Origin of the sequence: Priestia sp. YIM B13491 (assembly GCF_042787605.1) — a bacterium.
GTDB classification, from domain to species: domain Bacteria; phylum Bacillota; class Bacilli; order Bacillales; family Bacillaceae_H; genus Priestia; species Priestia megaterium_E.
The window spans coordinates 406,829-427,562 of record NZ_JBHZOR010000003.1 but is presented as its reverse complement, the minus strand read 5'-3'; the positions used below and the strand labels follow the sequence as shown (position 1 = coordinate 427,562).

Below are 20,734 nucleotides of genomic sequence, written 5' to 3'. Positions count from 1 at the left end.
CAAACAAAGCGAAAGAAGGATGACACATGAGTACCAACATAGACACACTTGCAGTTAATACGATTCGCACCCTGTCAATTGATGCGGTGAACGCAGCCAATTCAGGCCACCCCGGGCTTCCGATGGGAGCGGCTCCGATGACCTATGCGCTATGGGCGAATCACTTACAGCATAATCCGGCAAATTCAAGCTGGTTTAACCGAGATCGTTTTATCTTATCAGCCGGTCATGGCTCAAGCTTGCTGTATAGCATGCTTCATTTAAGCGGATACAATGTATCAGTAGAAGATTTAAAAAGCTTTCGCAAGCTAAACAGTAAAACACCGGGACATCCTGAATTTGGCCATACGGACGGCGTGGAAGCCACAACAGGTCCTTTAGGTCAAGGAATTGCAAATGCAGTCGGAATGGCAATGGCAGAAGCTCATTTAGCGGCAAAATTTAACCAGTCAAAATTCCCAGTCATTGATCACTATACGTATACGTTAGTAGGCGATGGTGACTTGATGGAAGGCATTTCTTATGAAGCAATGTCCATGGCTGGCCATATGAAGCTTGGTAAACTTATCGCTTTATATGACTCCAACGATATTTCGTTAGACGGGGAATTAAATCTTTCGTTTAGTGAAAATATCCAAAAAAGAGCGGAATCTGCAAACTGGCAGTATTTGCGTGTAGAAGATGGAAATAACGTAGATGAAGTCACAAAAGCCATCGAAAAAGCGAAGCAGAACACCGAGCAGCCAACGCTTATTGAAGTGAGAACAATTATTGGCTACGGAAGTCCAAAAGTAGCGGGAACAAATAAAGCACACGGTAATCCGCTTGGAGAAGAAGAAGCAAAAGCAACAAAGCAAGCCTACGGCTGGAAAGCTGAAGAAAACTTCTATGTTCCAGAAGAAGTAAAAGCCCATTTTGAAAAGCTAGAAGAAAAAGGGATGAAAGCAGAAGCAGAGTGGAACGAGCTGTTTGCTTCTTACCAAAAAGAATACCCTATGCTCGCTGATGAATTAGAGCGTGCTATCACAGGCGAAGCGTTAATTGAAGTGAATGATATTTTAACATTCTCATCAGAAAAAGCGATTTCGACTCGTGTTGCAAGCGGAGAAGCTATTAATTATTTCACTAAATCTGTGCCATCTATTTTTGGAGGCAGCGCTGATTTATCGCATTCCACGATGACGGACATTAAAGAAGAAGGCCCTTACGCACCAGGATATTTCGGAAATCGAAATATTTATTTCGGCGTACGTGAACATGCAATGGGAGCGGCCGGAAATGGAATGGCCCTTCACGGCGGTGTGAAGCCGTTTGTCAGCACATTCTTTGTTTTTAATGATTACTTGCGTCCAGCGATTCGTTTGGCTGCACTGCAAAAGCTGCCGGTCACGTATGTGTTTACTCATGATTCCATAGCAGTAGGAGAAGATGGACCGACTCATGAGCCCGTTGAACATTTAGCTTCTCTTCGTGCAATTCCAAGGCTTACCGTAATCCGTCCGTCTGATGCAAACGAAACAGCTAGCGCTTGGGCTTATGCGCTTCAGCAAGCGGAAGGTCCTGTAGCCTTAGTGCTTAGCCGTCAAAACTTGCCTGTGTTTGAAGAAACAAAACAAAATATCAACGACCTAGCTAAAGGAGCTTACGTATTAACCGAAACAAACGATAAGCCGGAGCTGATTTTTATCGCTACAGGTTCTGAAGTAGCACTAGCGGTCAGTGCTAAAACTCAGCTAGAGCGTGAAGGTATATCTGTACGTGTTGTAGCAATGCCTAGCTGGGAGCTGTTTAACAAGCAGTCAAAAGAGTATCAAGAGCGCATCTTGCCTGAATCTGTTTCAAAACGAATCTCTCTAGAAATGGGAATTTCACTTGGTTGGGAACGCTTTGTAGGACCAAAAGGAAAAGTGTTAGCTATTGACACATTCGGTGCTTCAGGAACGGGAGCTGATGTGATGAAGCTGTTTGGATTTACAGAAGAAAACGTAGTGGCACAAGCAAAAGAATTACTAAAGGCTTAAATAAGAAGATAAATAGAAGGAGCTGTTCACATGAAAGTAGGATTAGTTGGTTTAGGGAAAATGGGGATTAACTTAGGACAAAACTTATTGGATCAGCGTCATAACGTTGTAGCATTTGACGTAAATTCAAACGCAGTGGAACAAATGAAAGAGTACGGTGCTTCAGGAGTATCAAGCTTGCAGGAGCTTGTGCAGTCACTAGAAACACCAAGAGTTGTATGGCTGATGGTTCCTCATACGGTTGTTGATTCTGTTATTAGTGAAGTGAAGCCTCTTTTAGCTGAAGGAGATATCGTAATTGAAGCTGGAAACTCTCATTACAAAGAGTCTATTCGACGCTATAACGAGTTAAAAGAAAACAAAATCCGCTTTATGGACGTTGGAACATCTGGCGGAATGGAAGGCGCTCGTAACGGAGCTTGTTATATGATTGGCGGAGATCGTGAAGCGTGGGAAATTGTTGAACCTATCTTCCGCGATACAGCAGTAGAAAACGGATATCTATACGCTGGTGAAGCAGGCAGCGGCCACTTTTTAAAAATGGTTCATAACGGCATTGAATACGGCATGATGGCTGCAATCGGAGAAGGATTTGAAGTTCTTGAAAAAAGCCAATTTAACTATGATTACGAAAAAGTAGCGAGAGTATGGAACAATGGATCTGTTATTCGTTCATGGCTAATGGAATTAACAGAAAATGCATTCTCTAAAGATGCTAAGCTAGATGACATCAAAGGAGTTATGAACTCTTCTGGTGAAGGGAAATGGACGGTAGAAACCGCTCTAGACCTTCAAACAGCTACGCCGATTATTGCAATGTCTTTACTGATGCGCTATCGCTCGCTTGAAGATGATACCTTTACAGGAAAGGTAGTTTCCGCACTTCGAAATGAGTTTGGCGGTCATGCTGTGGAAAAGAAATAACAAGTGAAATAGTGGGTATAGTAAAAAAAACTAATGGAGGAATGAAAAAATGAAATTTTTTATTGATACTGCAAACCTTGACGATATTAAAAAAGCATACAAAGTGGGCGTTTTATCTGGCGTCACAACAAACCCTTCTCTTGTTGCAAAAGAAGGCGTAAAGTTTGAAGATCGTATTGAAGAAATTTTAAAAACTGTTCCAGAAGTAGAATCCGTTTCAGCAGAAGTGACGCCGGATGCCCAAACAGCAGAAGACATGATTGCGCAAGCAGAAGAACTAATTAAAATTAATGGCGGGGATCAAAATATTACGATTAAGCTTCCAATGACAATCGCTGGATTAGAAGCGACTCGCTACCTTGCTAAAAAAGGTGTAAAAACAAACGTAACGCTTATTTTCACTGTGAACCAAGCGCTTTTAGCAGCTCGTGCAGGTGCAACATATGTATCTCCATTCCTTGGTCGCCTTGATGATATTTCAGAAGACGGCGTACAGCTTGTGGCTAAAATTGCCGAGTTGTTCCGCATTCAAAATATTGACTCTCAAATCATTGCGGCTTCTGTAAGACATCCGGATCACGTTACACGCGTAGCCCTTGCCGGAGCTCATATTGCAACGATTCCATATTCAGTAATCGAGCAGCTTGTTAAACATCCTTTAACCGAACAAGGAATCGAAAAATTTGCGGCTGATTGGAAAAATGCTGTTCAAAATTAAGTAAAAGATAAAGAACGTGCGCATTCTAGAAAAAGAATGCACCCGTTCTCTCATAATATCCTTAAAGAGGTAAACACCATGAATACAGTAGATGCTAAGATGATTAAAACCCAATACGGTTCAGAGGTTTATGTAGATGATGTAGAACATATTAACTTTAAAAGCCTTCATGCGCCGAAAGTTAACCAGCCGCTCTATCGCATTGAATTTGAAATTGGCTACTTTTTATTAAAAGAACACAGATATTACGAGTACGAAAAAAACTATTTTTGGCTTGCAGTAAGCGAAGATTTTAGTAAGCTAATTATTCAAGAACCTGATATGGAAAGCTTATTTGGAGCTAAAAGCGAAGAAGAAAGAAAGGCGACAAAAGAGCTTTTAAGTCAGTGGCTCATTCATACAGAGGCTTATAAAAAACAATTAAATCAGCATATTAATGAATGCAAGAAAAGTAATAAGACAAATGAGGGCATAACGGCTGTTTTAGAAAAGCTGCTGAATATTTCAGCAGCAGACATTGAACAAGCCCCGATTGAGAAATTAGCTGCCTCACGATCAGTTTAACTTAAAAAAGTAGGTAGGCATTCATAGCTGCACTTGAAAAAGATGCTTCGTTTAAAACGCGAAGCATCTTTTTTTCAGTTTCAACTATTTAACTCTTTAAAATTCCTATGTTAAAACGACTCTATTACTTATTTCGCTAAAGCCCCCGTTACTTGAATAACTTATACCAGTATAAAGTGGTTCCAATAGTAGGATTATATGACTGCTTTAGTGTGTCAACTCCACCTAGTATGAATCCTTGTTTTACATAAAATCTGCATGCACCAAGATTATCATCTTGTGCTTCCAAGGACATTCCTATAAGTTTTCTTTGTTTTGCCCACTCTTCTGCTTTATTTAAGAGAAACTTTCCAACTCCGCTGCCTCTATAGTCTTTTTTAGTAGCAATGTTTTCAATATAACAGAAGCGATTCCAATCCTTAATGATTCTAATCTGTCCTATGCAAGTATTATTCATATAAGCTAAAAACAAAGCTTTATCCTCTCGGTTTATATATTGGCTCCAATCAAGTTTGTCATCTGGAAAACGTGTTTCTCTAGCTTCATCAAAAAGAACTTCTTTATAAGACCACCTTCCTGATTGTAAACTGGGGACAACTCTGCCATATAGCTTAAAATAATCATTTGTCATATTGATATCCTCTATTAAGTCATTATTTAATGGAGAAATAATGAGTTTACTTTCACTGCCCAATAGTACACACTTCCTTTTATGATGTTTTGAAAATATTTTATTTAAGGATAAATAAACCCTATCTTATTCAATATGACTGCCCGTTAGCTGAATAAGCCTTTCTTTATACAATACTATAAAAAGGAAATTTTCCCTTGCTATAATTAAAAGCAGCAATCCTTACAAAAAGCACCTTAGGAAAATAAAGGATAGTAATAAAAACGACATAATTGTCGTTTTTACATTGACGAATCAATTCCAGGAGGTTACATTATATTAAAACGACAAAATTGTCGTTTTAATATAAGGAGGCTGAAATGATGCTTATTACGATGTTAACAACAGGAACGCGGGGAGACACCCAGCCTTTTATGGCTTTAGGATTAGAGCTAAAAAAGAAAGGATACCGTGTACGAATTGCGGCTTCAGAAGCTTATCAAAACTTCATAAAATCGTATGGATTCGAATATGCCATGCTTCGAGGAGATGTTTCTAAAATTATAGAGAGCGGAGCAGCAGACGACGCGATTAATGCAGACAATCCTCTCAAATTTTTTTCGAGCTTAAAAAATGAAAAGATGATGGGTATGATGATGAATATACAAGAAGATTTGCACAAAGCATGCAAAGGAGCCGATGCAATTGTATATCATCCAGGTGCGGCAATTGGTTACTTTGCTGCTAAAGAGATGAATATACCAAGCATTCTAGCCAGCCCTTTTCCAATGACACCAACAAAAGACTATCCAGCTTTAATTTTTTATGATCGACCACGATTTGGAAAAATATATAATAAGCTGACGCATCGTATTTTTGAATGGGGATTTTGGAAAGTAGTAAATGGTCCTTTAAAAAAATATTGGGTTCAGCAGCATGGAACAGGACCTAACGATTTTTCATGTCCATATCCAAAGCAGCGTACAGCAGCTAACCCAACCATTATTTCGTCAAGTCCCACTGTATTTTCCTTATCTAAAGATTGGCCTGAACACGTTCATTCCTACGGAAATTGGTTTATGGACAGTGACCATAGCTATCAGCCGGAAGAGAAGCTGGAAAGGTTTTTAAAGGCTGGAGAACCGCCAGTTTATATTGGATTTGGAAGTGTTGGTGATAAAAAAAACGCAGGCGAAACGACTGCTTTAGTGATTAAAGCCTTAAAACTTGCCGGGAAACGAGGTATCATCAATACAGGAGGAAGAGGAATGAATCACACGGAAGAGATAGCAGAAGACCTTTTATTTGTAAAAGATATTCCTCATGAGTGGCTGTTTCCTAAAATGTCTGCCGTTGTTCATCATGGAGGAGCAGGAACAACAGCCGAAGGCCTCCGAGCTGGTGTACCAAGTATTATTGTTCCTTATGGAAATGACCAATTCGCTTGGGGAAGAAAAATTCACGAGCTAGGAGCTGGAGCAAAAGCCATTCCGAGAAAAGAATTGACGGCTGAAAAATTATCCGCAGCCATTTCCTGTACGCAAGTTAATGAAATTCGATCCAAAGCACAAGAAATCGGAAAACAAATCCGAGCTGAAAAAGGAGCTGAAAAAGCAGCTCAGGTTATTATTGATGCACTCGAGACATTCGAAAATAAATAAAAAAGTAAGCGAGCGTGAAAAAATGCCAAAAGTAAGGGAAGGATACGCTGAAAAAAAGAAGCAAGAGATTTTAGAAGCAGCCAAAAGAGTATGCAGAAGCAAACCGGTGCATGATGTAGCCATGCGAGATATCGTTTTGGAAGCTGGAATGAGTCAGGGAGGCGTGTACAAATATTTTTCAAACCTTGATGAAGTATTTGTTGGACTTCTTAATCAAGAAAGCGTCAGCTATAAAGTAAAAGATAAAATTGAAGCCCTACTTCAGACAAAAAAAGATTCCTTTGAAATGTTGCATGATTTTATTATGTATATTGGAGAGCATATCCAAGAATCGATGACAGCAGGAGGAGAAATTTACTTTGAACTAGTAGCGTTGTATTCAAAAGACCCTCAGCGTTTTATGAAAATTGAAGATCAGCTAGTTGAAGTCTCTAACCTTAAATATATTCAAAAAAAGCTTCACGACTTTATTACGCAGCAAATAGAAGTAAAGAATTTCTCTCCGGCTGTACCAACAGATGATCTGCTGGCTTTTATGGCTACAGCGATCAACGGAATTACACAAAATCCAGCGCCGGTTTACAACGTCGATGAAAAGAAACAAGTTGCTGAGGCGGCAAACGTAGAACGGCATGTCAATACGCTTTCAATAGCCGTTCGAAAGCTATTAGGAGAATAAGTACAGCTGTAATATTAAAATGTATCTTATAATATTGTTAGCAGCGTTAAGTATATTTTTTAAAAAGGTTTTTTCACTTCTCCGTCTCCTTTGAATAGTTTTGCAAAAATTAAGCATAATACGACTGCAAACTATATTTAAGGAGATGGAAAAAATGAAAAAAGGGCTTATCATTGCTTCTTCAGTTCTTTTTCTTTCAGGCTTAGCTGCATGTGGAGGAAATAAAGACAATAACGCAATGGACAATACTCAAAATGACTTACGCAACACTTCTACAAACGACGGAGTTAATAACAATATCCCAATGGATAACACTGATCAGCCGACCAAGTCAGTTAAAGCAGCGCAAAATGTAGAAGATATGAAGGAAGTTGATGATGCATATGTGCTTCGCGATAATAATAATGCCTATGTAACAGTAGACCTAGCTGGAAATGACGCAGCGGACAACAATGATACCGGCAAGGTGAATACCGTAACGTATAACGGCGATACTTATCATGAAGTTTCAACTGATTTTGAGCAAAAAATTGCAGACCGCGTAAGAGAAGCAGATAGTAAAATCGACAAAGTATACGTGGCGTTTGTAAACACGGGCTTAGACAATATGAACAACAATAATAACGTACCTGGTGTAGATAAAAATGACAAGATGTATCGAGACGATGAAAAAGACAACAACCGTGATCCCGAAGATATTGTAGAAGATCCAAAAGATATGATGGACCGTAACAACAAAGATCAATAACATCAAAAAGGCCTCTGAATCACCAGAGGCCTTTGGTTCATTAACTAAGTTCAAGTAAAGAAATAAAAATCGGAAGAACACAGCAAGAAACGGCTGAAATAAAATCAAGCTCGTTCTGCTTTTTTGCAGAAAGCGTGAACTCCATCAAAATAATTGTGAGGATACTCATGAAAAGCGTTGCATAAAAAAGAAAATCGCGCTGACTTTCCACTAAAAACAACACCGCATTTAAAATCAAAATAACGGCATAAAGAAACTTAAGCAGCAAGTGAAGCTGCATGCTAAATTTATTCTCTTGTTTGTAGCGCAAGATATAAACAAAAAAGAAAATAAATAAAGTTAATTGCCATGAGGCAGGGAGTAGCTGCTGCCATAGATTGTCCAAGAAACTCATTCCTCCTATAAAACGATGATGCATATATGTAACACACACGTTTTTATTTTAAAAGTGAAGAGTATCTTTAGGCAAGAGCAATTTTTCATTTTTTATAGACTTTTAATATAAAAAAAGAAAGGTCATCACGACCATTCTTTTTACTTCACTTCAATTAAAACCTTCGTACCGTCAGGAAACTCGTCTACTTGATGGGAGATCCAAGACCCGGCGCCTCGGTTGTCTGAAGGCTTTACATATTCAATATCAGCACCGCTTCCGCCTTCTTCACAAAAGGCCATCGGAAACTCATCTCGGTCATAGCCGCTTTTAGTCGGAATGCCTTTTAAAGACTCACGGCGGTTTTCCTCAGCCCCGTCTCGGTCAATTGTACAAACAGCCGATTTTCCTTTATCGATTGCATGTTGAATGTGCGCTGCAGTTTCAGGGTAACGATCAGCAGGGAAGGTAATTACTTCATCGTAGGAGGTATTCGTTGAAGAGTTCTGCTCTAACGGATTTCCTTCAATCATAACAATAACGGCTAATACTAAAATTAAAATACCAGAAACAATTTTTTTCAATCTGTAAAACTCCTTTATAAAACGTTTATCACTTTTATTTTAAAGTAATAAGAAAAAAATGTAAAAACATATAATGGAACTAGTCAAAATTCATAAGAAAAATATAAGCTCACGTACAGTCGCTGAACGTGAGCTTATGTCTAATGATGAGAGTGATGATGATGCGTTTCGTTTTCAGCTGGCTGCAGTGAACGTAATTCTTCTTTCGATAATTCGCCTACTGCGACTTGCTGAGTAGGAAGGATGTGTTCACCGCGCGCGTTAATATCGGTTTTAATATAATAAATACCATCCTCTTTAAAGGTTGCTTTGGCTTTATACATACTGCCGTCATAATGCGCTTTTACTGTTTCAACTTTACCGGGAGCATCTTTTTTCCACACTTTAAACTGAACGCTTTTGGCATCATCCACCGTTTTATTTTCTTGTATTACGTGCACTTCTAGTACCTGTGTGCTCCGTGGTTTTATAGTTTCAGGAAGCATCACATGCGCAGACAGAGGATTTGGCTGCTTGTAGAGCTGATCTGCGTTACTGTTTACAGAGCACGCGGAAAGTAAAATCGTACTGAGTATGATCAATCCGGGTATTTTCCATTTGTTCATTGTTACTGCACCTCACATCGTTTCATAAATCATGCGTTTAAAAACCGCTTCAATGCTGGAATTCGTTTGATGACAAAGAAATCTAAAAGCCACACGATAACTAAGGACAGTCCGACTAAAGGAAAGACGAGACCAAACACCACGATTATACACGTCACAATTCGCATTGCATTTCCTTCAGGAACTTTAGGAGCGCCTATGTTTTTAGCTGGTTTTCGTTTCCACCACAGTAAGGCTCCGCTGATAGCAATACCAGCAATTCCGATACAAACAATGAGGCCCATAAGCTGATTTATAAACCCAAACTGTGTACCTTTATGAAGCGTAATACCAAGTGCAATCAATTTTCCCATAAATCCATAGTTGTCGTACCGATAATCGGCTAACAAAGCGCCGGTGTATTGATCAAGGTGAATGGTTGCTTCATCCTGAGCTCTTGGTGAAAAAACAGAGAGCGTATACACGCCTTGAGGTTCCTGTGGAATAGAAATGGTATAGCCGTCGTGCATATGCTGTTCTTTTGCCATATCTACAATGTCATCAAGCGATACTTTTGTATATTGCGAAGCTGTGGAGCTTGGAACTTCTAACGTTTCAGCTCCCCAAGGCACGTCCGCTACATCTTTTGTTTGCACGGTTGAAGTAGGTGCACTGCCTACCCAAATAGACGGAGGGTACCCAACGCCTGCGTTTGTGGCGATTTGCTGAAACGCATTGCCCCACAGTCCTGACCACGGAAGGCCCGTTAGTACGAGAAAAAGCATACCAGCTGAAATCCAAAAGGCCGGTACCGCATGAAGGTCTCGGATCAGTACGTTTTTACCTTTTGAAAAACGTGGAATCAGCACGCCTTTTATTTTGTCTTTTTTGCGCGGCCACCATAAAAAAGCGCCGGTTACAATTAAGACAACCGCCCAGCAGGCCGCAAGTTCTACGATACGATCACCGGCTGTTCCTGCCATTAGCTCTCCGTGAAATTCTTCAATTTGATTCATTAAGCGACTCGAATCATCCAGTTTTCCTACAATGTGACCATTGTGAGGATTAACAAAAATCGTATATGTATGGTCTTTTAATGAGATTCCTACTTCTGAAGAACGAGTGGAGCGTTCACTGGGCTTATACGTCAACACGTCAGCGCTTGGATACTTTTCCTTTACAGCCTGCACTTGTGCTGAAGGGGATGTAGACTGTGATTGAGCTTGAACATGATACAAGTCGTGGTACAGTCTTTCTTCAATTTGAGGCTTGAATAAATACACGCCCCCAGTAACAGCTAATATAAGAAGAAACGGAGTAAACACTAAGCCCGCATAAAAGTGCCAGCGCCATATAGCTTTGTATAGACCTTGAGAACGCGCCGTGCTTTTTTTAGTTGTACTCGTTGTTTCTTCGCGCTTTTCCTGCATCATTTTTTCCTCCTTTTTACTAACGAACGTGCTTTTATTATAGAAGGAAAGGGAGAATTAGCCATCACTCCTGAGAGTGATTGTTGGGACTTATAAGAGAAAGGTGCTGATAAAAAAAAACAGCTCGTGAAAGCTGTTAGTTCATTAAGCCATTTTGAAACGCATAGCTTGTCAGCTGCACGCGATTTTCTAAATGAAGCTTGCTTAAAATGTTTTTTAAATGACTTTTTACCGTGTGTTCAGAAATAAATAACTGCGCGGAGATATCTCGGTTTGACAGTCCTTTAGCCACTAATTGAAGTACTTCAAGCTCTCGTGCAGAAAGGGGAGTGTCGGGTTTTTTTATCGATGTTTCTTGCGGAAACTCTTTTAAAATTTGAAACGCAATTTCCTTTGACATAGGAACTTCATCTAAAGCGAACGCACGCAAATAGTCGTACCACACTTCAGACTGCAGGTTTTTTAACAAATAGCCCTGTGCGCCTTTTTTCAGCGCATCAAATAAATCCGTAATATCGTCTGAAACCGTGATAACCACAATTTTAACGTACGGAAACCGAAGTTTAATTTGTTTTGTCGCTTCCAACCCGTCCATCACAGGCATTCCAATGTCCATTAGTACGATATCGGGCATTAACTTTTCAGTCAGTTCAATGGCTTCTTGGCCGTTGGTTCCTTCGCCAACAATAATAAAATCTTCATATTCTTCTAAAATATCGCGAATGCCTTCTCTCGCATGGGCATGATCATCGACAATCAAAATCCGAAACGGCTGCATTTACATAACCCCCTTTTTAATGCTAACAATGGTTTGGTTCTGTTTTCGCTCAATGGAAAAGTCCCAGTTCATGTCCTTCGCACGATCTTTCATAATTTGCAAACCAAGACCTGACTTGAGAGAGTCGGACGTAAAACCTGTACCGAAATCTATAATTTCACAAATCCATCCCCCGGCCGTTTCAGTGGCTGTAATCCAGATTTTATTCGTTTTTGCATGTTTGATTACATTCATAGCCGCTTCCTTTACACAAGCAAACAGCTCGTTTTTTTCTTTCCTCGACAGCGTTGTTTCTGACAGTCTCCAATCTAGGTTTACATCTAGTAAATGAGTATGTGTTAAATCATCGACGTATTGATGAATGCTTTCGGTCCAGCTTTCGGAAGAGTCAGACGGAGAGTGTTTTAAATTCGTAATCGCTTGACGCGTATCATCATGGACATGCTGAAGGGTTTGTTTCATCCGGATAAAGTCAGGATCCTGTTCTAATTTATTTTTTCTTCCGAACTTGTTCATTTTAACAGATAGGAGAAACAGCGACTGTGCAATGCCGTCATGCAGTTCACGAGCTAATTTTTCACGTTCAATAAGTGCTGCTTTCTTTTCTTTTTCTTGTCTTAGTTCCTCTTGCATTTTTTCTAAAATAGAAAATAAATAGCGGACAAACACAAGCGTTACAGCAAAGACAAGGAGCGGAGAAAGCACATTTCCCATATCCATTGAGATGTAAGGGAGCAAAAAGGCATGACGAACATACTCCCAAAGCGCGATGGTCAGAGTTGGAAGAAGCAAAATCAGCCATTTAATTTGTCTATATTTCACGGTATCCCTTCTTTCGTCCATAAAATGTGTCTATATTTTATCATTTGAGCGGAAAATTACTAGAGGAAAGAAGAGAAATCACTCTTAAGAGTGATTAGTACCACCGGTAGCTGAACGGATAAAAGTAATGGAAAAAAGTCTCATCTGCAATATCATACAAGAAAAATTTTTGAGTGAATGGTATGGTTAAAAAGCTTAGTATGTGACAAGGAGGGGTCATTGATGGTAAAAGAAATTCGCACGGCGCACGTTGACGCCGATTTACATATTGAAGCTTATCGTTTTAAAGGGATTATGCAAAAGTTTCCTGCTCATTTTCACGAGTATTATGTGATTGGATTTATTGAAGAAGGTCAGCGTCATTTAATTTGCCAAGGCAAAGAATACGTCATTAATCCAGGCGATTTGCTGCTGTTTAATCCGTATGATGTCCATAGCTGTGAACAAATAGACGGCAAAACGCTTGATTATCGCTGTATTAACGTGCCGCCAGAAGTGATGAAAAAAGCTGTTTTTGACATTAACGGAAGTGAAAGTCTTCCGCGTTTTAACAGCAGCGTGGTGCAAAGAAGTGATGCTGTCTCTAGTTTAAAAGAGCTTCATTTGCAAATTTTAAATGGTGAGCGGGAGTTTAAGAAAGAAGAGTTATTTTTATATTTGCTAGAAGAACTCATGCAGGATCATTCAAATCTTTCTTTTCTTTCGTCAGCCGTTGACACGTCCCATGAAATTACAACGATCTGCAGCTATTTGGAAGACAACTATACAAACAAAATCACGCTGGATGAGTTAAGTCAGCTAATTGGATGGAGCAAATACCGGCTGCTGCGCTCTTTTACAAAACAAAAAGGAATCTCTCCATACAGCTACTTGGAAACAATGCGAATCAATCAGGCTAAAAAACTGCTAGAGCAGGGGAAAAAGCCCATTGATGTATCCTTTCTAACGGGATTTAGTGATCAAAGTCATTTGACTAAATTTTTTAAAAGTCAGGTGGGGTTAACGCCAAAACAATATATGAAAATATTTGAAAGTGAAAAGAAAACAGGATGCTAGCAATAGCTTAAAAGGGAGAGAAGAGCTGTGGATCATTTAGCTGCTTACATGCTGATGGCGCTGGTTATGTCGATGATACCTGGTGCTGATACAATTCTTATTATGAAAAATACGCTTCATCACGGAGCAAAAGCAGGACGTTTTACCATACTCGGCATGGCTACAGGCCTCACGTTTTGGACGTTAATTGCTGTGCTTGGCTTGTCTGTTGCTATTGCGCAGTCGGTGTATCTGTTTAACACGATTAAATACATAGGGGCAGCGTACTTATTTTACTTAGGCATCAAAATATTTCTGACAAAAAATACGCTCTCATTGAAGGCTATTTCAGAAGAAACAAAAACTGTAAAGTCTTCATCTAATCGCTGCTATAGAGAAGCATATATGCAAGGGGCTCTTAGTAATTTTCTTAATCCTAAAACGGTATTAGTTTATATTACGTTTATGCCGCAGTTCATTAACTTGGATGCACACATAAATCAACAGCTGCTGATACTTGGCTTTATTCTGACGCTTATAGCAGTAGGGTGGTTTTTAATCTTGGTGTATGTAATAGATTATGTGAAAAAATGGTTTAAAAAACCGATGTTTCAAAAAGCCTTTCAACGATGCAGCGGCGTGCTGCTGATTGGTTTTGGAATAAGAACAATAGTGTGATTATAGTTAGTAAGCAAAAAGAGGCTGGTATGAAAATTGTTAGTTGAAGGAAGATCCGAACGAGTTTGATTCTTGATTGAAAATCAAACTCGTTCGGATTTTTTTATTAGTATGATGAACATAGCTTTCATATATTTATTCAGTTATTTCTAGCTGTTGATTGGAGGGCAAGGCGAAGTCTTGCACGGAAATCAATAGCGGTGTCACAAGCCCCCCATACTAGTTCATGTATCCAATTTGCTCGTCTTTAGGTTGTATTGATTTAACTATGTCTCAATTTCTTTTCTTAACGTTTAAAAACACGTAAACGAAACAATTTGTCGTGTATCCACACCGAAAATGGTCCAAAAACGTCCGTTCCATCTAAATCCTGCAACCGATCGCGGGCCTACAAAAATAGGAAAATACCAGAAGCTAGAGCCGTTTCCAAGCCATATGAACGTGTTGCGGAATAGACATAGAGAAATGGCTCCTGGGTCAACAGCAAATGGAGTTGCCGTTTGTTGAGCCGGAATAAATGCCGGCGGAGGAGAAGTTGGGGCTTGCTGTGGGCTAGGTGTAGGTAAACCGCCTGGTGGTCTAGGTGGACCGGGGGGGAGTTGAGGTCCAGGAAATCTTGTCGGGTACAAATAAAAATCCATGTAGTTAATGTCCATTTTTTAATCACCTCGATTTTTTTATCACTATTTTATAAAGTATGAGAAAGTTGCCTAAATGGATTGGGCAATTATAGCGTTTTTTACATAGGCCTTTTTTACGAATAAAAGTTTGGTTCCTAAGTCCGAAGTAAATTCCTTCATGAACTCGATAAAAGCTGAATAGGATAAAACAGAGTGTGTTTTTAGAGGAGGACTTTTCATGGATAACAATCCAAAAAAGATGTTTACACCGGTTAAGACCTATCAACCTTTCCACAGTATCTATGATCCTTGCCGGCCGATAGGAGTTAAATATTATTCTACGCCGCCTCAATTATACATGGGATTTCAGCCGCCGAATCTGCAGCAGTTTTCACCGAAAGAAGCGCTAAAAAAAGGAACGCTGTGGCCGGCTTTTTGGGACTACTATGAAAATCCATACAAAGATAAGAAGAGGGATGAAGAATGAAAAATCTACCTCCGGAGTACTATCAGGATTTAGAAGAAATACAGGCGATTGATTTTGCACTAGTAGAATTAACGCTGTATTTAGATACCCATCCAAATGACCAGCAGGCTATGCAGCAGTTTAACGAATACGCGCAGCAGGCTATGCAGTTAAAAAGAACCTTTGAAACAAAGTACGGGCCGCTTCAGCAATATGGAAACAGCTATACCGACGGAAAGTGGAGCTGGGGAACAAGCCCTTGGCCATGGCAAATATAAGCAGATAAAGGCGGGAACGATATGTGGGTGTATGAAAAGAAATTGCAGTATCCAGTGAAAGTAAGCACGTGTAATCCAACGCTTGCCAAATATTTAATGGAACAATACGGGGGAGCGGACGGAGAGCTTGCGGCAGCACTGCGTTATTTGAATCAGCGCTATACAATTCCCGATAAAGTGGTTGGACTGCTAAACGATATCGGGACAGAAGAGTTTGCTCATCTTGAAATGATTGCTACGATGATTTATAAGCTAACAAAAGATGCAACGCCGGAGCAGCTGAAGGCAGCAGGATTAGCAGAACACTATGTGAACCATGATAGTGCACTTTATTACAATAATGCTGCTGGGGTTCCGTTTACAGCTACTTATATACAGGCAAAAGGAGATCCGATTGCAGATCTTTATGAAGACATAGCTGCAGAAGAAAAAGCAAGAGCTACATATCAATGGTTAATTGATATATCAGATGATCCTGATTTAAACGATAGCTTACGATTTTTACGAGAAAGAGAGATTGTTCACTCACAGCGGTTCCGCGAGGCCGTGGAGATTTTAAAAGATGACAGAGACAGGAAGAAAATCTTTTAACTAGTAAAAAAACATCCCCCTTGGCGAATGCATACGAAAGGAGGGATGTTTTTTATTATGGCAGCGTCGATTATACGCTGGAACTGCAGTGACAAGAAACAACCTTTAATTTCCCTTCAACATCTTTCCAAACTCGCGTATAGCTGTATTCGCCTCCGATCGATTCACCGGTTGCCAGTGCCCCATTCAACGCTATTTTTGTAATCGTAACGGCAAGTTCTTGAAACAGTTTAACTTCTTGTTCCAACACTTCAATACCCGCTATATCCAAACTTTTTGAGCGATGAGCATTTATATCTTGCTCTTTTGACAACCATTGCCCAAGATGATTCACAAAAATAAGTTCATCTGAAAGTAACTCTTCTAATAGCTCTACGTTATTAGAAAGCATGGCTGAGCGAAGCATTTCTTCGTATTCTATAACTCTTGCTTGATTCATTTTTAATCCTCCTTTACGCCTTGTGTAACTCTTTTCTATTTCCACGTTGCTTTTCCTTTAAACTTCTGCCCTTAATAAGGTGTGTTAAATTATGTTAATAGAGGGGATAAGTGGACTAATTTTCTGTAAGCACAAAAGATTCTGAAAGACTCGGTTAATTACCTTTAAATGGTATAAAATTAGAATGAAAGAACCTTTTCTTTCCACTTTTCTAGTTATCTTTTTACTATTAAGATGCAGTTTTTTATACTTGTAATTGTAGCGGAATGAACGTTCATTCCGTTTTTGGAAAGAGGTGATAAAGTGGAATCTACTCCAACAAAACAAAAAGCGATTTTTTCTGCTTCGCTTCTGCTGTTTGCAGAAAGAGGATTTGATGCAACCACGATGCCAATGATTGCAGAAAATGCCAAAGTAGGAGCAGGAACAATTTATCGCTACTTTAAAAATAAAGAAAGCCTTGTAAACGAACTGTTTCAGCAGCATGTGAACGAGTTTTTACAGTGCATTGAAAGCGGCCTGGCAAACGAAAGAGAAGGATACCGAGATGGGTTTCATCATATCTTTGAAGGTATGGTGACATTTACTAAAAATCATCCTCGTGCTCTTGGGTTTATTAAAACTCATAGCCAAGGAGCTTTTTTAACGGAAGAGAGCCGCTTCGCATATCAAAAGCTGGTGGAATTTGTTTGCACGTTCTTCAGAGAAGGACAAAAGCAAGGTGTGATTAGAAATCTTCCTGAAAATGCGCTAATTGCTATTTTATTTGGAAGTTTCATGGAAGTATATGAAATGATTGAAAATGACTATTTATCTTTAACTGATGAACTTCTTACCGGTGTAGAAGAGAGTCTGTGGGCAGCACTTAGCAGACAATCATGAAACTTAACAAGTGAAAGAGGGATAACATGACAATTAAAGAAATGCCTCAGCCAAAGACGTTTGGAGAGCTTAAAAATTTACCGTTATTAAACACAGATAAACCAGTTCAAGCTTTGATGAAAATTGCGGATGAACTAGGAGAAATCTTTAAATTCGAAGCGCCTGGTCGTTTAACGCGTTACTTATCAAGTCAGCGTCTAATTAAAGAAGCATGCGATGAATCACGCTTTGATAAAAACTTAAGTCAAGCGCTTAAATTTGTACGTGATTTTGCAGGAGACGGGTTATTTACAAGCTGGACGCACGAAAAAAATTGGAAAAAAGCGCATAATATCTTACTTCCAAGCTTTAGTCAGCAGGCAATGAAAGGCTATCATGCGATGATGGTCGATATCGCCGTGCAGCTTGTTCAAAAGTGGGAGCGTCTAAATGCAGATGAGCATATTGAAGTACCGGAAGATATGACGCGTTTAACGCTTGATACCATTGGTCTTTGCGGCTTCAACTATCGTTTTAACAGCTTTTACCGAGATCAGCCTCATCCGTTTATTACGAGTATGGTCCGTGCATTGGACGAATCAATGAACAAGCTGCAGCGAGCAAATCCAGATGACCCAGCTTATGATGAAAATAAACGCCAGTTTCAAGAAGATATTAAAGTAATGAACAACCTAGTGGATAAAATTATTGCAGATCGCAAAGCAAGCGGTGAACAAAGCGATGATCTATTAACTCATATGCTAAACGGAAAAGACCCAGAAACGGGCGAACCGCTTGATGACGAGAACATTCGCTATCAAATTATTACATTCTTAATTGCGGGACACGAAACAACAAGCGGTCTTTTATCATTTGCGCTGTATTTCTTAGTGAAAAATCCACATGTATTACAAAAAGCAGCAGAAGAAGCAGCACGAGTTCTTGTAGATCCTGTTCCAACCTACAAGCAAGTCAAGCAGCTTAAATATGTGGGTATGGTCTTAAACGAAGCGCTGCGCTTATGGCCGACGGCTCCTGCGTTTTCTCTATACGCAAAAGAAGATACGGTGCTTGGAGGAGAATATTCGTTAGAAAAAGGCGATGAACTAATGGTTCTGATTCCTCAGCTTCACCGTGATAAAACGATTTGGGGAGACGATGTGGAAGAGTTCCGCCCAGAGCGTTTTGAAAACCCAAGCGCGATTCCGCAGCATGCATTTAAACCATTTGGAAACGGGCAGCGCGCGTGTATCGGTCAGCAGTTCGCTCTTCATGAAGCAACGCTGGTACTTGGTATGATGCTAAAACACTTTGACTTTGAAGATCATACAAACTACGAGCTGGATATTAAAGAAACTTTAACATTAAAACCTGAAGGCTTTGTGGTAAAAGCAAAATCGAAAAAAATTCCGCTTGGTGGTATTCCTTCACCTAGCACTGAACAGTCTGCTAAAAAAGTACGCAAAAAGGCAGAAAACGCTCATAATACGCCGCTGCTTGTGTTATACGGTTCAAATATGGGAACAGCTGAAGGAACGGCGCGTGATTTAGCAGATATTGCAATGAGCAAAGGATTTGCACCGCAAGTCGCTACCCTTGATTCACACGCCGGAAATCTTCCGCGTGAAGGAGCTGTTTTAATTGTAACGGCTTCTTATAACGGACATCCGCCTGATAACGCAAAGCAGTTTGTCGAGTGGTTAGACCAAGCGTCTGCTGATGAAGTAAAAGGCGTTCGCTACTCCGTATTTGGATGCGGCGATAAAAACTGGGCGACAACGTATCAAAAAGTGCCTGCTTTTATCGATGAAACGCTTGCCGCTAAAGGGGCAGAAAACATCGCTGACCGCGGTGAAGCAGATGCAAGCGACGACTTTGAAGGCACATATGAAGAATGGCGTGAACATATGTGGAGTGATGTAGCAGCCTACTTTAACCTCGACATTGAAAACAGTGAAGATAATAAATCTACGCTTTCACTTCAATTCGTCGACAGCGCCGCGGATATGCCGCTTGCGAAAATGCACGGTGCGTTTTCAGCGAACGTCGTAGCAAGCAAAGAACTTCAACAGCCAGGCAGTGCACGAAGCACGCGTCATCTTGAAATTGAACTTCCAAAAGAAGCTTCTTATCAAGAAGGAGATCATTTAGGCGTTATTCCTCGCAACTATGAAGGAATAGTAAACCGTGTAATAGCAAGGTTCGGCCTAGATGCATCACAGCAAATCCGTTTGGAAGCAGAAGAAGAAAAATTAGCTCATTTGCCACTCGCTAAAACAGTATCAGTAGAAGAGCTTCTGCAATACGTGGAGCTTCAAGATCCTGTTACGCGCACGCAGCTTCGCGCAATGGCTGCTATAACGGTCTGCCCGCCGCATAAAGTAGAGCTTGAAGCCTTGCTTGAAAAGCAAGCCTACAAAGAACAAGTGCTGGCAAAACGTTTAACAATGCTTGAACTGTTTGAAAAATACCCGGCGTGTGAAATGGAATTCAGCGAATTTATCGCCCTTCTGCCAAGCATACGCCCGCGCTATTACTCAATTTCTTCATCACCTCGTGTCGATGAAAAACAAGCAAGCATCACGGTCAGCGTTGTCTCAGGAGAAGCGTGGAGCGGATATGGAGAGTATAAAGGAATTGCGTCGAACTATCTTGCCGAGCTGCAAGAAGGAGATACGATTACGTGCTTTGTTTCCACACCGCAGTCAGGCTTTACGCTGCCAAAAGATTTTGAAACGCCGCTTATCATGGTCGGACCGGGAACAGGCGTCGCGCCGTTTAGAGGCTTCGTCCAGGCTCGCAAGCAGTTAAAAGAACAAGGACAGTCGCTTGGAGAAGCGCATTTATACTTTGGCTGCCGTTCACCTCATGCAGACTACCTGTATCAAGAAGAGCTTGAAAATGCCCAAAATGAAGGCATCATTACGCTTCATACTGCTTTTTCTCGCGTACCAAATCAGCCGAAAACATACGTTCAGCACGTGATGGAACAAGACGGCAAGAAATTGATTGAACTTCTTGATCAAGGAGCGCACTTCTATATTTGCGGAGACGGAAGCCAAATGGCACCTGACGTTGAAGCAACGCTTATGAAAAGCTATGCTGACGTTCACCAAGTGAGTGAAGCAGACGCTCGCTTATGGCTGCAGCAGCTAGAAGAAAAAGGCCGATACGCAAAAGACGTGTGGGCTGGGTAAATAAAAAATAACCTTCGCTATTTAGCGGAGGTTATTTTTTATAGCCAGATTGAGACATAACTAAACCCATATC

Annotated in this window: 23 protein-coding genes; 14 read left to right on the top strand and 9 right to left on the bottom strand. The window is 40.3% G+C overall.

The features are described from left to right. The first annotated feature begins 26 nt into the window (after positions 1–26). The 4 genes from tkt to ACFX4E_RS13190 all read left to right on the top strand — a co-directional run bounded on the left by tkt (position 27) and on the right by ACFX4E_RS13190 (position 4,227). Entirely contained in the window at positions 27–2,021 is a 1,995-nt protein-coding gene (gene tkt / locus ACFX4E_RS13205) for a transketolase (protein WP_377238385.1), read from the top strand. Between the two features lie 30 nt (positions 2,022–2,051). Next, positions 2,052–2,945, top strand: coding sequence for a phosphogluconate dehydrogenase (NAD(+)-dependent, decarboxylating) (gene gnd, locus ACFX4E_RS13200; protein ID WP_377238384.1), 894 nt, complete (start codon positions 2,052–2,054; stop codon positions 2,943–2,945). A gap of 49 nt (positions 2,946–2,994) precedes the next feature. Next, the gene (fsa, locus tag ACFX4E_RS13195) at positions 2,995–3,663 is read left to right on the top strand and encodes a fructose-6-phosphate aldolase (RefSeq protein WP_098332086.1); all 669 of its coding nucleotides are present in this window, start codon (positions 2,995–2,997) and stop codon (positions 3,661–3,663) included. 78 nt (positions 3,664–3,741) lie between these two features. Continuing rightward, the gene (locus ACFX4E_RS13190) at positions 3,742–4,227 is read left to right on the top strand and encodes a hypothetical protein (protein WP_028409300.1); all 486 of its coding nucleotides are present in this window, start codon (positions 3,742–3,744) and stop codon (positions 4,225–4,227) included. A 148-nt stretch (positions 4,228–4,375) separates the two neighbouring features. On the opposite strand, the gene ACFX4E_RS13185 is transcribed toward ACFX4E_RS13190, so the two are convergent. Further along, entirely contained in the window at positions 4,376–4,921 is a 546-nt protein-coding gene (locus ACFX4E_RS13185; protein WP_060745312.1) for a GNAT family N-acetyltransferase, read from the bottom strand. A 296-nt stretch (positions 4,922–5,217) separates the two neighbouring features. Between ACFX4E_RS13185 and ACFX4E_RS13180 the strand changes: the two genes are divergently transcribed. The 3 genes from ACFX4E_RS13180 to ACFX4E_RS13170 all read left to right on the top strand — a co-directional run bounded on the left by ACFX4E_RS13180 (position 5,218) and on the right by ACFX4E_RS13170 (position 7,925). Continuing rightward, positions 5,218–6,498: a glycosyltransferase gene (locus ACFX4E_RS13180; protein ID WP_377238383.1), complete on the top strand. Its 1,281-nt coding sequence runs from the start codon at positions 5,218–5,220 to the stop codon at positions 6,496–6,498. Positions 6,499–6,520: 22 nt separating this feature from the next. After that, positions 6,521–7,177, top strand: a complete 657-nt coding sequence (locus tag ACFX4E_RS13175) for a TetR/AcrR family transcriptional regulator (protein WP_028409297.1) — start codon at positions 6,521–6,523, stop codon at positions 7,175–7,177. Between the two features lie 154 nt (positions 7,178–7,331). Further along, positions 7,332–7,925, top strand: a complete 594-nt coding sequence (locus ACFX4E_RS13170) for a hypothetical protein (protein ID WP_377238382.1) — start codon at positions 7,332–7,334, stop codon at positions 7,923–7,925. Positions 7,926–7,965: 40 nt separating this feature from the next. Here ACFX4E_RS13170 and ACFX4E_RS13165 read toward each other — a convergent pair whose 3' ends face one another. From ACFX4E_RS13165 to ACFX4E_RS13140, 6 genes are all read right to left on the bottom strand, one after another. Further along, positions 7,966–8,319, bottom strand: a complete 354-nt coding sequence (locus ACFX4E_RS13165) for a DUF1516 family protein (protein WP_225049451.1) — start codon at positions 8,317–8,319, stop codon at positions 7,966–7,968. Between the two features lie 140 nt (positions 8,320–8,459). Next, on the bottom strand, positions 8,460–8,882 hold the full coding sequence (locus tag ACFX4E_RS13160; RefSeq protein ID WP_013057949.1) for a NucA/NucB deoxyribonuclease domain-containing protein: 423 nt from the start codon (positions 8,880–8,882) through the stop codon (positions 8,460–8,462). A 140-nt stretch (positions 8,883–9,022) separates the two neighbouring features. Next, a complete protein-coding gene (locus ACFX4E_RS13155; protein ID WP_377238381.1) occupies positions 9,023–9,487 on the bottom strand; it encodes a FixH family protein in 465 nt (154 codons plus the stop codon). Between the two features lie 29 nt (positions 9,488–9,516). After that, positions 9,517–10,899, bottom strand: a complete 1,383-nt coding sequence (locus ACFX4E_RS13150; protein ID WP_377238380.1) for a PepSY-associated TM helix domain-containing protein — start codon at positions 10,897–10,899, stop codon at positions 9,517–9,519. Between the two features lie 133 nt (positions 10,900–11,032). Next, positions 11,033–11,674, bottom strand: coding sequence for a response regulator (locus tag ACFX4E_RS13145; protein WP_098248051.1), 642 nt, complete (start codon positions 11,672–11,674; stop codon positions 11,033–11,035). Beyond that, positions 11,675–12,496: a sensor histidine kinase gene (locus ACFX4E_RS13140; RefSeq protein WP_377238379.1), complete on the bottom strand. Its 822-nt coding sequence runs from the start codon at positions 12,494–12,496 to the stop codon at positions 11,675–11,677. Positions 12,497–12,718: 222 nt separating this feature from the next. On the opposite strand from ACFX4E_RS13140, the gene ACFX4E_RS13135 reads away from it, so the two are divergent. Beyond that, a complete protein-coding gene (locus ACFX4E_RS13135; protein WP_377238378.1) occupies positions 12,719–13,552 on the top strand; it encodes an AraC family ligand binding domain-containing protein in 834 nt (277 codons plus the stop codon). 27 nt (positions 13,553–13,579) lie between these two features. After that, positions 13,580–14,209, top strand: coding sequence for a LysE family transporter (locus ACFX4E_RS13130; RefSeq protein WP_377238376.1), 630 nt, complete (start codon positions 13,580–13,582; stop codon positions 14,207–14,209). A gap of 293 nt (positions 14,210–14,502) precedes the next feature. Here the strand turns inward: ACFX4E_RS13130 and ACFX4E_RS13125 are convergent, their stop codons facing one another. Beyond that, on the bottom strand, positions 14,503–14,865 hold the full coding sequence (locus tag ACFX4E_RS13125) for a transporter (RefSeq protein WP_377238375.1): 363 nt from the start codon (positions 14,863–14,865) through the stop codon (positions 14,503–14,505). Between the two features lie 202 nt (positions 14,866–15,067). Here ACFX4E_RS13125 and ACFX4E_RS13120 point away from each other — a divergent pair, with 202 nt between their 5' ends. The 3 genes from ACFX4E_RS13120 to cotJC are packed head-to-tail and all read left to right on the top strand — an operon-like array spanning position 15,068 to position 16,164. Further along, entirely contained in the window at positions 15,068–15,316 is a 249-nt protein-coding gene (locus tag ACFX4E_RS13120; RefSeq protein ID WP_013057939.1) for a spore coat associated protein CotJA, read from the top strand. Continuing rightward, on the top strand, positions 15,313–15,573 hold the full coding sequence (locus tag ACFX4E_RS13115; protein WP_028409289.1) for a spore coat protein CotJB: 261 nt from the start codon (positions 15,313–15,315) through the stop codon (positions 15,571–15,573). Before ACFX4E_RS13120 ends, ACFX4E_RS13115 begins: the two co-directional genes overlap by 4 nt. A 21-nt stretch (positions 15,574–15,594) precedes the next feature. Next, positions 15,595–16,164: a spore coat protein CotJC gene (cotJC, locus tag ACFX4E_RS13110; RefSeq protein ID WP_013083974.1), complete on the top strand. Its 570-nt coding sequence runs from the start codon at positions 15,595–15,597 to the stop codon at positions 16,162–16,164. Positions 16,165–16,234: 70 nt separating this feature from the next. On the opposite strand, the gene ACFX4E_RS13105 is transcribed toward cotJC, so the two are convergent. Further along, positions 16,235–16,603: a nuclear transport factor 2 family protein gene (locus ACFX4E_RS13105; RefSeq protein WP_060745318.1), complete on the bottom strand. Its 369-nt coding sequence runs from the start codon at positions 16,601–16,603 to the stop codon at positions 16,235–16,237. Positions 16,604–16,906: 303 nt separating this feature from the next. On the opposite strand from ACFX4E_RS13105, the gene ACFX4E_RS13100 reads away from it, so the two are divergent. Continuing rightward, entirely contained in the window at positions 16,907–17,485 is a 579-nt protein-coding gene (locus ACFX4E_RS13100) for a TetR/AcrR family transcriptional regulator (protein ID WP_028409287.1), read from the top strand. A gap of 26 nt (positions 17,486–17,511) precedes the next feature. Next, a complete protein-coding gene (locus ACFX4E_RS13095; RefSeq protein WP_377259031.1) occupies positions 17,512–20,661 on the top strand; it encodes a bifunctional cytochrome P450/NADPH--P450 reductase in 3,150 nt (1,049 codons plus the stop codon). Positions 20,662–20,734: the final 73 nt, after the last annotated feature.